General features: G+C 59.6%; 10 protein-coding genes. 2 read left to right on the top strand and 8 right to left on the bottom strand.

Features of this window, described 5'->3' with window-relative positions; all coding sequences use genetic code 11:
• Window positions 1-98: 98 nt before the first annotated feature.
• Together AC13QY_RS28185 and AC13QY_RS28180 are read left to right on the top strand one after the other, a co-directional pair.
• Window positions 99-2,288, top strand: a complete 2,190-nt coding sequence (locus tag AC13QY_RS28185; RefSeq protein ID WP_113352452.1) for a TonB-dependent siderophore receptor — start codon at window positions 99-101, stop codon at window positions 2,286-2,288.
• Window positions 2,289-2,486: 198 nt separating this feature from the next.
• Window positions 2,487-3,068 (top strand): dienelactone hydrolase family protein, encoded by a 582-nt coding sequence (locus AC13QY_RS28180; RefSeq protein WP_113352451.1) that lies wholly within the window; start codon window positions 2,487-2,489, stop codon window positions 3,066-3,068.
• A gap of 97 nt (window positions 3,069-3,165) precedes the next feature.
• Here AC13QY_RS28180 and fhuB read toward each other — a convergent pair whose 3' ends face one another.
• The 8 genes from fhuB to AC13QY_RS28140 all read right to left on the bottom strand — a co-directional run bounded on the left by fhuB (window position 3,166) and on the right by AC13QY_RS28140 (window position 14,265).
• Window positions 3,166-5,157, bottom strand: coding sequence for a Fe(3+)-hydroxamate ABC transporter permease FhuB (fhuB, locus tag AC13QY_RS28175; protein ID WP_269245638.1), 1,992 nt, complete (start codon window positions 5,155-5,157; stop codon window positions 3,166-3,168).
• Complete coding sequence (locus AC13QY_RS28170) at window positions 5,154-6,029, bottom strand: iron-siderophore ABC transporter substrate-binding protein (RefSeq protein WP_186450356.1); 876 nt, start codon at window positions 6,027-6,029, stop codon at window positions 5,154-5,156. The genes fhuB and AC13QY_RS28170 overlap by 4 nt, the downstream gene beginning before the upstream one ends.
• 19 nt (window positions 6,030-6,048) lie before the next feature.
• Window positions 6,049-6,861, bottom strand: coding sequence for an ATP-binding cassette domain-containing protein (locus tag AC13QY_RS28165; protein ID WP_186449575.1), 813 nt, complete (start codon window positions 6,859-6,861; stop codon window positions 6,049-6,051).
• Window positions 6,862-6,927: 66 nt separating this feature from the next.
• Window positions 6,928-7,401: a GNAT family N-acetyltransferase gene (locus AC13QY_RS28160; RefSeq protein WP_113352450.1), complete on the bottom strand. Its 474-nt coding sequence runs from the start codon at window positions 7,399-7,401 to the stop codon at window positions 6,928-6,930.
• Window positions 7,402-7,460: 59 nt separating this feature from the next.
• Entirely contained in the window at window positions 7,461-8,051 is a 591-nt protein-coding gene (locus tag AC13QY_RS28155) for a sigma-70 family RNA polymerase sigma factor (RefSeq protein WP_145635602.1), read from the bottom strand.
• Window positions 8,052-8,215: 164 nt separating this feature from the next.
• Window positions 8,216-8,935 carry a 4'-phosphopantetheinyl transferase family protein gene (locus AC13QY_RS28150; RefSeq protein ID WP_145635605.1) on the bottom strand — a complete coding sequence of 240 codons (720 nt, stop codon included), beginning with the start codon at window positions 8,933-8,935 and terminating at the stop codon, window positions 8,216-8,218.
• On the bottom strand, window positions 8,936-10,255 hold the full coding sequence (locus tag AC13QY_RS28145; RefSeq protein ID WP_145635607.1) for a lysine N(6)-hydroxylase/L-ornithine N(5)-oxygenase family protein: 1,320 nt from the start codon (window positions 10,253-10,255) through the stop codon (window positions 8,936-8,938).
• A gap of 32 nt (window positions 10,256-10,287) precedes the next feature.
• The gene (locus AC13QY_RS28140) at window positions 10,288-14,265 is read right to left on the bottom strand and encodes a non-ribosomal peptide synthetase (protein ID WP_186450354.1); all 3,978 of its coding nucleotides are present in this window, start codon (window positions 14,263-14,265) and stop codon (window positions 10,288-10,290) included.
• Window positions 14,266-14,472: the final 207 nt, after the last annotated feature.

The following is a 14,472-nucleotide window of genomic DNA, read 5'->3' as shown; positions in this document are numbered from 1 at the left end:
AAAAATATGACTCTTGCACTCATGTATTCTTGACGCCGGCGGTGCCTGCGAACTAATTTGCGCCATCTTTTTCAGAAACGGGCAGGCGCAAAGGGCTTATGAGGCAGAAATCCCATAATTATATCAGTAATTTGGCACGTAAGAGATTCCAGCTTGCGAGCAGCGCCACCGCACTTGCAACACTATTTGCTTTCAGTGGAAATGCCTTTGCGCAGGACGCTGCGGTCAATGCGAATGATGGAGGTGCCACCCAACTCGCGCCGATCGTCGTCAGCGGACAGTCGGGCGACGCAAGCGATAATACGACCGTAGCGGCAAAGAAGAGCCAGGGTGCCACTAAGATCAATACGCCCCTGGTCGAAACCCCTCGCTCCGTCTCGGTCATCACCAAGAAGGAAATGGAAGAGCGCGGCGCGCAGGACATCGTCGAGGCTGTGCGTTATTCTGCCGGCGTCCAGACCGGCTCCTATGGCTTCGATCCGCGCTTCGACCAGATCTATGTTCGCGGTAATGACATCACCACCGACGGCGACTATCGCGATGGGTTGCGTCAGCCCTATATGAACTACGCCATGTTCCGGACTGATCCCTATGCACTCGACCGTGTCGAGATCATCAAGGGGCCTGTTTCCGTTCTTTACGGTGCCGGTTCTCCGGGCGGCATCGTCAACAAGATATCGAAGCTGCCGACAGACGAGACGATCAGGGAGGTCGGTGTTCTCTACGGGACATCGGACCGCGCGCAGACGATGTTCGACTTCGGCGGTCGGGTCAATCAAGACGATGACAGCATGCTGTATCGCATCGTCGGTCTGGCGCGAAAGGGCGACACCAATTTCGATATCGCCGACGATCGTTATCTGATCCAGCCGTCCTTCACCTGGAAGCCGGACGACACGACGAAAATCACCATCTATGGCTCGGCGCAATCCACCGAGACGGACGCAAATCCCGGCGCAATGATCGGCCCCGATGGCAATGTTCTCGATTATCGCGACAGCGACCCGGATTACGATTATCAGAGGACCAAGCAGCAGCAGGTCGGCTATCAGTTCGAACACGAGTTCGACGGCGGCTTCACCTTCCGTCAGAACCTTCGCTTTTCGCATCTTGATCTGAAAGCACGCTATCTTAGCACCTACAGCTGGGTCGGAGACGTCGCCCAGCGCGGTGCGACTGCGATCGGCGACAGGATGAATGTCTTCCAGGTCGACAACCAGCTAGAATCCAAATTTGATACCGGCCCGGCAGCCCATACCATGCTGTTCGGTCTCGACTATACCCGTATGAGCGATTCATTCGCCTATGGGATGGATGCAACGACCAGCACCGCTTATGACTTCGATATCGACAACCCGACCTACGGAGTATCGGGTCCGACGCCCGCCTATAATGTCAGCCGGGTTGATGGCCGCCTGCAGCAGTTCGGCGCCTATGCCATGGATCAGATCGAACTCGACAAGTGGCGCTTCACGCTTGGCGGCCGTCAGACCTGGGTGAAGCAGTCGACTGACACCACCATTGTCTCCACCGATACGACCACGAACGACAGCCTCAACAAGAATGCGTTTTCCTACCAGCTCGGTGCAGTCTATCTTTTCGACAATGGCATTGCGCCTTTCACCAGCTATTCGACCTCCTTCAATCCGGTCACGGAGCGGTCTGCATCCGGCAGCATCCTCGATCCGGCTAAAGGCGAGCAGTATGAGCTTGGCGTGAAATATCAGCCGCCGGGCACCGACATCCTGCTCTCAGCCGTTGCCTATCACCTCGTCGAGAAGAACAAGCCGGTCCTGGTCGACCCGCTGACGCTCGTCTATGAGTCGCTGGGTGAGGTCACCAACAAGGGGATTGAGCTGGAAGCCAGGGCTAATATCACCGATGGCTGGGACGTGATTGCCGCCTACTCTTACAACCATTCCGAAATTACGCGGGGCGACGATCAAGGCAACGCGCCTGCGGTGACGCCAAAGAACATCGTCAGCCTATGGTCGAATTATACCTTCCAGGAGGATTCGGCTGCCAAGGGTCTGACCGTCGGCGCCGGCATTCGCTATACTGGCGAGACCTACACCAGCACGGCCAATACCGCCAAGAACGACGCGAGCTTCTATCTCGACGCTGCGCTTTCTTACGACTTCGGCGCGATCGACCAGAAATACAAGGGCCTCACCGCTTCTGTTGACGTCCGCAACATTGCCAACCGCCGCCTGACGGTCTGCAACGAGGGCTATTGCTACCTCGGACAGGGCCGCAACGTCACGGCTTCATTGAAGTATCGCTGGTAAATTTATCGGGGCGCCGTATTCTGTGCGGCGCCCGCTCCGCCCTGATAGTCTCCTCGTCGGCCGAACTCGACCTTATTGTAAGCAAGGCTACCTTCCCGCCTGAGTCTATCGCGCAAGATATCCGCATTCTTGCCGATGCGGCGATGAGGCTGTAGCCTGGCAGAAAATGTGCCCGACCATTCCAGGGGGAGGTTCCGTATGGCGGAGGTCCTTTTGTTCCACCACGCACAAGGATTGACCCCGGGTGTGTGCGCGTTCGCTGATGTGTTGCGGGGCGCCGGTCACATCGTGCACACGCCTGACCTATTCGACGGGCGCACTTTCCAGAGCATCGAAGACGGGCTCGCTTATATCGAGGGGATTGGATTCGACCATATGCGGGAGCGCGGTGCCCGCGTCGCCGACGAGCTGCCTGCTGCACTTGTCTACGCCGGGTTCTCGTTCGGTGTGCTACCTGCCCAGAATCTGGCCCAGACACGGCCCGGAGCCCGAGGAGCTCTCTTCTTCCATTCCTGCCTGCCGATCAGTGGCGAATGGGCCTTCGGACCTTGGCCGCATGGCGTCCCGGTCCAGATTCATGGGATGGAAAACGACCCAATCTTCGTAAGCGAAGGTGATATCGATGCCGCCCGTGAGATCGTGGCAAGGGCCGAGGACGCGAAGCTTTTTCTTTATCCCGGCAATCAGCACTATTTCGCCGACAGTTCCCTCCCGTCGTATGATGCGGATGCAACCGCACTACTGACGAGCCGAGTGCTTGAGTTCCTGGATCGTGTCTGATCGAAGCCAGTGTAGCAACACACGCACACTGCCCGTCTTCGGCTACAGGCATCCCGTTTGCATATATGCGCGCTCGGGGAGCGTCTGCTACGTCAGACTATGCCGCTCTGCGCCGCTTCATCAGCAATATCAGCAGCAGCGGAGCGCCGACGAGGGCGGAAACCAGGCCGGCGGGCATCTGGTAGGGAAAGGCGATCATTCGGCCGAACCAGTCCGCGAGCACCATGAGGCCGCCGCCGGCGAGTGCCGCGCCAGTAAGCTGGGGTGCGGCGCGACGCAGGCCGAGCTCGCGTGCCAGATGCGGCCCCATGAGGCCGATGAAGCTTAAGGGGCCGACAACGAGGGTGGCGGCTGCGGTCATGGCTGCGGCAAGAGCAAAGAGGCAGGCCCGGGCAAAGTTGACGCGAACGCCGATTGCCTGGGCCGCCTGGGTCCCAAGCGGCAGCAGATCGAGCCAGCGACGGGTCAGAAAGGCAAGCGCAAGGCCTGTCGTTGCTGCTGTCGTTGCAGAGATTGCCTTCGTTGTATCAACGAGATAGGCTGATCCGCTCATCCATTGCATCACGATCATTGCACGCGGATCGCCGCTCGCGGCCAGCACGCTGATGAAGGCATCCAGCATGGCTCCGAGCGCAATGCCGGTCAGAAGTACCCGTTCCGGCGCGAAGCCGGACCGGATGCCGAACAGGAAGATGGCGATGAGGACGGCGAAGGCACCGATACCACCGAAGCTTAGTTGGGCGGCCATGCCGGGAGCGGGCAGAAGGAAAAGTGCGACGGTGACGCCAAGGGTAGCGCCTGCCGAAATGCCTAGAACCTCCGGACTTGCCATTTCGTTGCCGCTGAGCCGTTGCAGGATGGCGCCGACGACGCCAAGCATCGCGCCCGCAGCAAAGGCACCGGCGACGCGTGGAAGGCGATAAGGCAGCACGTCGGGCCAATGGGGATAGGCAAGCAGCGTCCATGTTCCATCCGGTGCGCGCCCGAAGAAGACCGCGCCGGCCAGCAGAAGCACGAGTGCCGGAACTGATGCAAGCAAGAGTACGCGCGGCGTATGTAAGGCGCTGTTCGCATTCCGAGAGGGAGACGGCGTGCTGCGTTGCACGGCCTTCAGGCGCGGCAGCATCAGGAGCAGCAATGGCGCGCCCAGCAAAGCGGTGATGGCACCCGTCGGCAGGAAGGTCGAAGAGGCCCCAGAAAGCAGCATCACGGCCTCATCGGTCAGCAGCAGCAATCCTGCGCCGATGAGGGGCGACCAGACGAGCTGGCTTTTCATCTGTCGGGCGCCGGCAAGCTGAGCGATGCGTGGCGCGATGAGACCGATGAAGCCGATGACGCCGACCGCGCTGGTGACGATCGCGGCAAGCGCAATCGCGATGCAAACGGCAGCAATGCGCGTGCGCTTGACCGACAGACCAAGTCCGCTCGCGCCGTTATCGCCTAACTCCATGAGTCCCAAAGGCCGCGCCATGAGCAAGGCCGCGGAAGACAGGATGAGGATTTTCGGAAGAAGGGAAAGCGGAATGGTCCAGCTTTGCTGCGCCAGCGATCCAGCCCCCCAGATGAAGAGGCCGGAGAGATAGCGATCGTTCATTAGGACGAGAATGGCGGCAAGCGCTCCGCTCCAGACGCCGACGATCAGGCCGGCGAGCACGAGTGCCAAGGGCGAGAAGCCCCGCCTTGCACCGATCAGGAAAACGACTGCCGCAGCGGCGGCGCTGCCGAACAGGGCAACGGCGTCGCGGCTGAGGCCCTGAAGGGCCGGAAAGGCGAGCATGACGGCGACGAGCGCAAGATTGGCGCCTGCGGAAATACCAAGTGTGGATGGCGAGGCGAGCGGATTGCGCAGTGCTTGCTGCAGCAGGCTTCCAGAGAGCGAAAGTGCGGCGCCGGCCAGCAATGCGGTAACGATCCTCGGCAGGGTTGAATAGACGAGCAGCAAGCGCTGCGGATCGTAACCTGCTTCCTGCTCGAACAAGCGTGAAAGGTCAGGCGCCAGTTGATGCCAGGCAAGCAGGCTGGCGAGCACGAACAGCGTCAGCGCCACGGTTGGAGCACCGAGGACGTTATTTGCTTCGGTGCGGATCATGCGACTGTTTCCAAATGGTCAAGCAATATGCGCGCGAAGCGCTCCGCTTCCTGCACCATGCCGAACATCAATGTGCCCGGCAGCACGGAGACGCGTCCGTCTCTAACGAAAGGGAGGCTGGTCCACAGCGGACTATCCTGCAGATTGTCGAGAACGTTCGGCGGTAGCAATGGTTCGAATGCGATGAGGCGCAGGCTTTGATCGAGCGTCGCCAATTGCTCCAGCCCGATCGTCTCGAAGCCCCAGTAATCGCCCGGTCTGGCCCAGGCGTTTTTGAGCCCAATCCTGGTCATGACGTTCTGGTAGAGGCCAGCGCCGCAATAGATGCGGGCATGGCGCGGGTCGACAAAATTGATGAGCGCCAATGGTGGAGGGTTGAGCTTTTTGACGCGGTTTGCGCAGTCGTCGAAGAATTGTTCCGACCGGGCAAGGAATTCTTCCGCCTGTTGCCGCCGGCCGATGGCGTCGGCCAACTGACGCGTCGCCTCGATGGAGCGTGGCAAAGCTTCGCCGCCTTCGGCATAGATCGTCAGTTCCAGGACCGGCGAAATTGCCTCCAGTTGCGGCTTCAAAGGCGTGAGATAAGGCGTCGTCAGGATCAGAGCCGGCTTGACGCTTGCCAGGACCTCGAAATTGATCTCGCTGGTGGTGCCGAGATCGATGACACCTCCAGGCATTTTCGGTTCGACGACCCATGTGTCCCAATCAGCAAGCGAGGCGATGGCGGCGGGCGTGACGCCGAGCGCGAGCAGTGTCGACGCCAGGCCGTAATCGAGGGAAACGATCGGGCCGGACATGGTTTCTGCAGCCACATCCGCTTGCGGAACGGCAAAAAGTGCCGCAGCAGCAAGCAGCGTGCGGCGGGAGAGCATCAGGTTCTCGAAGCTGCTTTCAAATGACATAGGCAAGCGGCGTTCCATGCACGGGATGGGCGGTGACGCCCATGTTGGTGCCGTAGATCGTATTGAGCGTTTCGGCCTTCATGAGGCTTGGCGACGGGCCTGCTGCAATGAGGCGCCCTTGCTTCAGCGCATGCAGATGATCGCAGAAATGTGCCGCGACATTGATATCGTGCAGGACGAGAATGACGCTCAGATCCTTCGTCCGGCAAAGCTCGCGCACGAGCCCGAGGATTTCCATCTGGTGGGCGATGTCGAGTGCCGATGTCGGCTCGTCGAGCAACAGGCAGCGGCTGTCCTGGGCAACCAGCATCGCGATCCAGACACGCTGGCGTTCGCCGCCGGAGAGCGTATCCACCATCCGGCCTGCCAGCGTATCGACATGCGTGAGCTTCATCGCGGTCTCGACTTTTTCCCGATCGATATCGGTGAACCGCCCGAGCGCGCCATGCCAGGGATAACGCCCGCAGGCGACAAGCTCCTCGACGGTCATGCCAGCGGCCGAACTGGTATCCTGCGGCAGATAGGCGACGGCGCGGGCAAAGGCGCGCATGTCATAGGAGCTGGCGGCTACGCCATCGAACAGGATGCGCCCGCCGGTCGGCTGAATCTGTCGAGCCAGCAGTTTGATCAGCGTGGATTTGCCGGAGCCGTTATGGCCGATCAGACCGGAAATCTCGCCCGCCTTGAAGCTGATATCGAGCGGGTGAAGAATGGTCTTGCCGTCGACCTCGAAACGCAGGCCCTCCGTCGTGAAGACGGTTGCGTGATTCTGATCGTATCCGGTGATCGTTTTGTCGTTCATGGTCATTATCATTCCTGCTGAAGCGTGCTGGCTTCGTGAAATTCCGATGGCCGGCGGGTGGCCGGCTTAGTTTATCGAGGTCAATGGCTTGACGAAGAAGAGGCACGGATCGCTTTCACGCCAGAGGGTCGGGAATATCTCGGCGCGGATGAAGCCGTTTCTATCGTAGAAGGCGCGGGTCTTTTCATATTGCGGTTCGTCCCTGCCGCGCGGCGCGAGCGTCTTGACCGTCAGGAGCTTGCAATCGGAAGAGCGGGCGAAGGTCTCGGCTGCGGCCAGCAATCGCTTGCCGACGCCGCTGCGATGGTGTCGGCGCCTGGTTGCTATCACGAGAATCTCCATGGCGGCTGGCGGATGGGCGCGCAGCGCAACGAAGCCGGCAACGGTATCCGCCTCGACGCAGCCGAACATCGGCAGGGTCTCCACGGCACCCGCACAGGCTTCGATGACATCGGGGTCGGTAAACCAGTCGGTCAATTCCGACATGATGTCACGACAGATGGCGCCTTTAGATTTGGTTATCTCGATGGCTTCCTGCATCTGTTCTTCCCTTTCCTGGCGGTGGAGCGCGGTTCGCAGGCGATGGTGGCGAACCACCATCAGGCCCGCATCTCGCGCACCCGTGTTGTTCGGTTTCGTTTGTGATTGCCGCCGGCAGCGCAAGCATGGTCGGCCTCGAGCGAGATGGCGGCGAGGCATCGCGAATGCGCCTCCCGCAGAAGGCCGCAAACAAGGGCGCAGGATACGCCCGCCTCTTTGGCAATGATGTTTTGGGGGATATCGTCGAAATAGTGCTCTTCGTAGAACTTCCGGGTTCTGGCGGGCATGGATTCGACCGTGCAGCGGAAGGCCTTGTAGGCCTCGGCCTCGTGAAGATGCTCCTCGGGGCTTCCATAGGCCGAGGTATTGCCGCCGACTTCCTCTTCGACGAACAGGCCGCGCTCATATTGCCGGCGCCGCATATGATCGGTTGCCAGATTGCGCACCATGCGCATCACATAGGGCGTCGGAGCCGCTATATCCTCCTTCAGTGGCTTGGAGACCAGTTGCAGGAGAACTTCCTGCACGACATCCTCGGCCAAGCTCATGCAGCCTGTGATCCTGCGTGCGACGGAGAGGAGCTTCGGATAGGCGTGAAGTGCTGTTTGGAGTTGCTCATTGGAAGTCGACTGCGAATGGTTGGCAATCATGTCGGGCTCTCGCTGAAATCCAAAGTTGCATTTCTGTGTGCCCCTCTTTTTGAGAGGGAACCTATAAAACATGACAATGATAGTCAAGATAGCGGAGTCGAAAAGTGAAGCATCTCCTAAATCAAGGTTTATCCACCTGATTTTATTTTAATTTTTTTAGCAATCTAGAAGAAAATCCCGCTTTTGTGATGCTGCCATTGCGGCCGTGCCACAGCTCTTGAGGTCGCGATAGCCCATTGAAAATCCCCGCTTTCTCCATTGCTGATCCTGCCGGAATGGATGAAAATCGCTTCGTCCGATATCTGGCTTTTGCTTTCAAAGGTTGTATTTCCCGGCGCCAGCATCACGCCTTGCGGGTCGGCCAGAAAACCCTGGCCGAAGCATTTCAACGCAGCCTCTTTCTGAACCCAGCAGGCGAGAAAAACATCGTGGCGATATCGCTCATCCAATTGATGCACCTGATTGAGCTCTTGTTCGGAAAGGATCATCGGCATGATCTCGAAGGCTTCCTTCTCCGAAAATGCGTCGAGGCGCTCGATATCGATACCGATGCGGCCGCCGCGACAGATCGCGAGCGCTATGTGGTCTTTGGTGTGCGAGAGATTGAAGTCAATGTCGGGGTAATCACGCAGGTAGGGCCTGCCGGAAGGGGTAATCGCGAGACAAAGTGCTTGCGGGGCGCAGCCAAGCAGATTGGCGATAATGCTTCGGCACAGCACCCGTCCGGCAACGAAAAGGCGCCGCGCCGGGCATGATCTGAATGCTGCGGCACGGCTTTTTTCTGCCTCGCTCAAAATCGAGTCCGGTACGGGAAGCTCGTCAGACAGGTACAGGCTATGAAGCTCTACCTGCGCTGTCTCTTCCCCCGGTTGGGCCGTCTTCACCTATTCCGCTGCCTGTCCCATGTGAGAGGGAAGGTTCGACGGCTGCCCGTGCGTTTCCCACTGTACGATGGGATCGAGCTGATCGAGATCGAAATGCGGGCGACCGAGCAATGCATTGGCAATCACGGCGCTGCGCCATGCGGCGAGGCTGAGCTGCGGTTCGGCGATGCCGTGGCTATGGCGCCCGGCATTGAGAACGAAGATGCGGTTTTCGCGCGGCCCGTCCCATGCCAGCGAGAAGTCGCTTTCCAGCACCGGTTCACCGATGGAGTTGAGTTCGATGCGATTTTCAAGCGAATGCAGGAATTGCGGAAGGACAAAGCGATAGCCGGTTGCAAAGACGACCATGTCGACAACAAGCGTCTCGACGCTGTCATCGAAACCGTTGCGCATGGTCAGCGTGATTTCGGGACCATCCTGCTCGGCTGCGATGACATTGCGGAACGGGCGCAGCGATATGCCGTGATCGGGGTGGCCGCCTGCATCGAGCTTTCGTTCGTAGAGGCGGCGATAGAGCTTTTTCAAGGTGGAGGCGGAAACGCCGTCGCTCGCCAGCACCTGCCGGCGTGTGTGCGTGAGCCGCAGCTCTTCGGGAAGTCCGTGGAAACGCTCCATATAGCCTGGCGTGAAGAGCTCGTTGGTGAATGGCGTCGCGTCGAGCGGCTCGAAATTCGGCCGGCGGCTGATCCAATGGATGGACGAAACCCTGTTCAGATCCATAAGCGCATCGACGATCTCCGCCCCGCTTTGGCCGCCGCCGATGACGGCAACACGGGGCGCTTTGACATCACCCATACGCTGCGTCGCTTCGCTGCTGTGGAAGGTCATGGATTTGGGTAGTTGTTCGGCCCAGGCTGGACGAGACGCGATCTTGCCGACGCCGACGGAGAGATTGCGGGCGCTGATCGCGCCATCCTCGGTGGCAATGGAGAAGAAGCCGTCGTTGGCGTGGACCTCCCGGACGCTGGCGCCGAAGCGCAGCGACGTCAGGCCGCGCGCGACCCATCCGAGATAGTCGGCGAATTCTTTGCGCGGAACGGCTTCATATTCCGCATTGAGAAATTGATAAAAGCGTTTATGCGCAACAAGATAGGAGAGGAAGCTCCACGGACTTGTCGGGTTGGTGGCGGTTACCAGATCTTTTAGAATGGAGGTCTGCATCTCTGCGCCCGGCAGCATCATTCCTGGATGCCATGCGAAGGATGGGCGCCGCTCGAAGAAGCGGACGGAAAGTTGCGGTATGGAATCGAGCTGAGCGGCAAGGCTGAGGTTGAAGGGACCGATACCGGCCCCGGCGAGGTCGAGCACGTGCGATGTCATGATGCAGCTCCAGAATTATGTCGAAGAGGGGGTTACTTGACGGCGTCTTTGGACAGCGGCGCCGGCGCAAAGGCATGATCGAGCCGCCGGGCGAAACGCTGATGGAAGGGCGTCTTGCCGATGATCGTCAAATGGTTGGTGCCGGTGACGATCTCCGATGCCGTGGCATTTGGCGAATAGCGCCGCCAGTCGATGACGTTGAGGGCGCGCGTGAGGGAATCCTCGGCCGCAAAGGCATGGATGCGGAAATCGGATTGTTCCAGGCGGTAGTTACGGAAGATCATCGCGTTGTCGATGAGAATCCAGAACGTGTGCTCTTCCGAGCCGATATCGGGGCCATCCGTCGGCAGTTTGACATTATGCTTGACGACATGGTGGAGGAACTGTTCGTAAACCTCCTCGTTCATAGCTGCGAACAGCCTTTTCCAATCCTCGCGCATCGGCGTGGTGGCAAGCCAGCTCTGCACGGCAGCATGGGTACGATCTCGGATGCCGTCTTCGAAGCGCGGCATGATGCCGACGGTAAATTCCTCGTCCATGTCGCAGACATCGACCATGCCGATCATGCGCAGATCGATGTCATTGCCGAGCTGACGGGCGGCTTCATAGGCGAGCAGCCCGCCCCACGACCAGCCGAGGAAGGCGCATGGCCGGCCCTTGGCTTGTCTGCGCACGGCTTCCGCATAGCGCGCCGTGATATCTTCGACGCGGGTACTCAGCGTCTTGGTCTCGGTCAGTGAATAGCAGATGAAGCCGGTCGCCGGCTGTTCCGGCCCGAGATAGTCGACAAGCCGCATATATTCGCGCGTGCTGACGAGCAGGCCCGGGAAGCAATAGAGCACCGGCCGGTCGCCATTGCGTCTGAGGTAGACGACGTCGACGCCGGTTTCATCGCGACTGCCGTCTATCGCCAGTGCCAGATCGCGCACTGTCGGATGGTTGAACATGTCGGCGATCGACAGCGGCCATTCGGGATGGCGCATCTTCAGGCGCGAGACGATGCGCACGGCCATCAGCGATTGCCCGCCAATATCGAAGAAATTCTCCGTGACACCGATATCGCCGATGTCGAGGATGTCTTTCCAGACATCCAAGATTGCTTTTTCCTTGTCATTGACGGGCGCCGCCATTTCCCGTTCGATGCGCGGTGCCGGCAGGGCGGCGCGGTCCAGTTTGCTGTTCGGCCCCATCGGCAGCCTGTCGATCAGCATGATCGTTTGTGGCACCATGTAATCGGGCAGGGCGGTCATGGCGGTGCGGCGCAGTTCTGTCACGCTCAAGCTTTCGCCCTCGCGCGGCACCACATAGGCGACCAGAGAACTACGTCCGCCGTCATTGTGCAGGAGGATGACAGCCTCCGCGACACGTTGGTCCGAGCGCAGCACAGCTTCGATTTCGCCCGGCTCGATGCGGAAGCCGCGCAATTTGATCTGGTGATCGACGCGGCCGGCGAATTCGACAATGCCGTCTTCACGCCAGCGGCCGAGATCGCCCGACTTGTACAGTCGTCCGCCCGGTGTGAAGGGATCCGGAATGAAGCGATCAGCCGTCAGCTCCGGCTGGCCGAGATAGCCGCGGGCCAGGCCGCTGCCGCCGATATAGATTTCGCCGATTACACCGACCGGGACGGGCGCGAGGTCGGCATCGAGCACATAGATGCGTCGATCGCCAACTCCGCGGCCGATCGGCGCGACGGTCCCTTCGAAGCGAGTTCCCGCCGGGATCTTCCAGATCATCGGCGTCATGATCGTTTCGGTCGGACCATAGCCGTTGATCAGCAGCTGCGCCTTCAGGTTCTCGGTGATCATGTCAAACACCGCCTGCGACAGCGCCTCGCCGCCGAAGGAATAGAGCCGCAGCCGCGGGATTTCGTTGTTCTCGCCCGCATATTCGGCAAGGCCGCGCACATAGCTTGTGGGCAGGCTGGCATTGTTGACGCCGTGCCGCTTCATGGCTGCAAAGGCATCTTCAGGCGTGGCAAGCTTGTCTTGCGTCAGCACCACACCGCCGCCTGCCATCAGTGGCACCATCCAGCGCTCATGGCCGCCGTCCGAAGTGAAGGGCAGTACCGGATATTCGCAGGACTCCTCGCTCATTTCATAGATGCGCAGGGTCGCCTTGCAATGGTGGGCGAGCGGGCCGTGCTCGACGGCGACGCCTTTCGGCACGCCCGTCGAGCCTGACGTGTAGATCACATAGGCAAGTTGCTGCGGGGCAATGATCGTTGCCGGTGCGTCGACGCTCTCCGCGGACAGGTCGATGGCATCGAGATTAAGATAGGGTGTTGCGATATTGCTCGGCAGGTTGGCGATATGCTTTGCCCGGGAGATGACGAGCGAGAGGCCCGGAGCGGTCAGGATGTGACGATTGCGGGCCTCAGGATGATCCGGTTCCACCGGCGTGAATGCGCCGCCGGCCTTCAATACAGCAAGAATGGCGATGATCGCGTCGATCGATTTCTCAAGGGCGATAGCCACGCGTTTTTCCGGGCCGATCCCCATCGCGATCAGCCGATGGGCCAGCCGGTTGGCGGCAGCTTCGAGTTCGCCATGTGTCACGGATTTCTCGCCCTGTGCGACGGCAAAGGCGTTCGGCCGCCTTTTCGCCTGCGCGGAGATGACCTCGTGGATCGGTGTGCCGTCGTCCGCTTCCGGTGCGTCGGGATAGGGTGCGGAAAGTCTCTCCAATTCCTCTGGCGACACGAAGGGGATGTGTTTGACCTGTGCAACGGGATTGGCATTCAATTGCGCAAGCGCAATGGCAAGATCATCGGCGAAGCGGATGATCTGCTTTCGATCATGCTTCTGCGGGTCGAAGCCGATGCTGATGCGCAGTTTGCCTGCGGATGCCGGGGAAACGGTAACGACCAGATCGGCATCGCGGCGCGGCTGCGGTTCGATGGGGCTGCGCAACGCGACGTCGCTCGAGGTTGCTTCCAGGAGACGCAGGGGCGGACGCACATCGAGGAGCGTCTTGACGAGGCCGGTGGTGTCGAAGGATTCTTCCCGTCTTATCAACGCGTCGGCAAGGGCCTCGAAGGGCAGGAATTGCCGATTTACGGTCTCGATTTCCTTGACGAATGCATTGCGAACGTCCTTGAGCGTCATGGCACCGTCGAGTTCCGGCGTCAGGATCAACACGTCCTCGTTGCGGGCGGCAACTCTTTGCCTTTTCGAACGCGTGACCAGGCCGATCCTCTGAGTGCCGTATCCGGTATGGCGCCGCAGGGCGATCCCGAGGGAGGCAAGCATGTCCTCGGAGATGTCAGCGGACGATTGTATCGGCACGTCGAGCGTATGCTCGAACCATGCCTCGTCGGCCGTGTTCTTTCCTGCCGATGTTTGCGGCAGGAGCGACGCAATATTCTCCTGACCCGTCAGCCGCTGGAACCAGAAGTCGATTAGCTCCGGTGCCGCAAGGCGTGGTGCACCATTGGCAATCATCCACGAAGCGGCGTCGGGCAACGCCGTCTCTACGATATCCGCTGGGTCATGACCGTCGATGTTGCGAAGGAAATCCGTTGCAAGCAGGTCGAGCGCCGCAGCGTCGGCGAGGATGGCGTGGAGGGAAAATAGGGCACCCACCGCCCGCCCTTCTTGCGCCAGGAGAATGAAACGGGCCGGATTGCCATCGGTAAGGTCGATCGGGCGGGCCTGTTCCGCCGTAGCCGCCGCGGTCAACGCCTCGTCCGGGTTTTCGCCTGCAGTCAGCGTCGTCTCGATGATCTCGACGAAACGGTCGTTCTTCAGGATCTGCTGGACGGCGCCGCCCGCCCGCGTCTCGAATTCCGAGGTGATGAGGGGATGTTGTCGAGAAAGTTCTGATAGGCCCTCGCGCGCGAGGTCAAGAGAGATCGAAGAGAAGACGATCCCGAGTATTTGTCGCCCGTAGACGACTTCGTTACCCGTCTCCGATAGGAGCCAGATACGTGACTGTGCTGGCGATAGCGAGCATTTGGCGAGGTAATCCGTATCGTTTGCTGCCTTGGCGTTCCGATCGTGGACAGTCATTTCTTCGCCATTCTCCCCGGGTGTACTGAAATACATATCTAATCAATCGAAATAAAATAGCGTATACATCTCAATATCTATTGTAGATATTAAGTTTAATCGATTGATATCTCTGACTTCTGGCGTCGATAAACTCGGTTACTCCGAAAATTACATCGATGCAGCTGCATGACGAATGGAGTTTTGGAAAATTCAGGAGATTTTCAA

Source organism: Martinezella sp. CNPSo 3795 (genome assembly GCF_057784475.1).
This window is presented reverse-complemented; position numbering and strand designations above follow the sequence as displayed.

Excerpts from the sequence above, each read along its gene's own strand:
- AC13QY_RS28185 (WP_113352452.1), top strand. The coding sequence starts at position 99 with ATGAGGCAGAAATCCCATAATTATATCAGTAATTTGGCACGTAAGAGA.
- AC13QY_RS28180 (WP_113352451.1), top strand. The coding sequence starts at position 2,487 with ATGGCGGAGGTCCTTTTGTTCCACCACGCACAAGGATTGACCCCGGGT.
- fhuB (WP_269245638.1), bottom strand. The coding sequence starts at position 5,157 with ATGATCCGCACCGAAGCAAATAACGTCCTCGGTGCTCCAACCGTGGCG.
- AC13QY_RS28170 (WP_186450356.1), bottom strand. The coding sequence starts at position 6,029 with ATGCTCTCCCGCCGCACGCTGCTTGCTGCTGCGGCACTTTTTGCCGTT.
- AC13QY_RS28165 (WP_186449575.1), bottom strand. The coding sequence starts at position 6,861 with ATGAACGACAAAACGATCACCGGATACGATCAGAATCACGCAACCGTC.
- AC13QY_RS28160 (WP_113352450.1), bottom strand. The coding sequence starts at position 7,401 with ATGCAGGAAGCCATCGAGATAACCAAATCTAAAGGCGCCATCTGTCGT.
- AC13QY_RS28155 (WP_145635602.1), bottom strand. The coding sequence starts at position 8,051 with ATGATTGCCAACCATTCGCAGTCGACTTCCAATGAGCAACTCCAAACA.
- AC13QY_RS28145 (WP_145635607.1), bottom strand. The coding sequence starts at position 10,255 with ATGACATCGCACGTGCTCGACCTCGCCGGGGCCGGTATCGGTCCCTTC.
- AC13QY_RS28140 (WP_186450354.1), bottom strand. The coding sequence starts at position 14,265 with ATGACTGTCCACGATCGGAACGCCAAGGCAGCAAACGATACGGATTAC.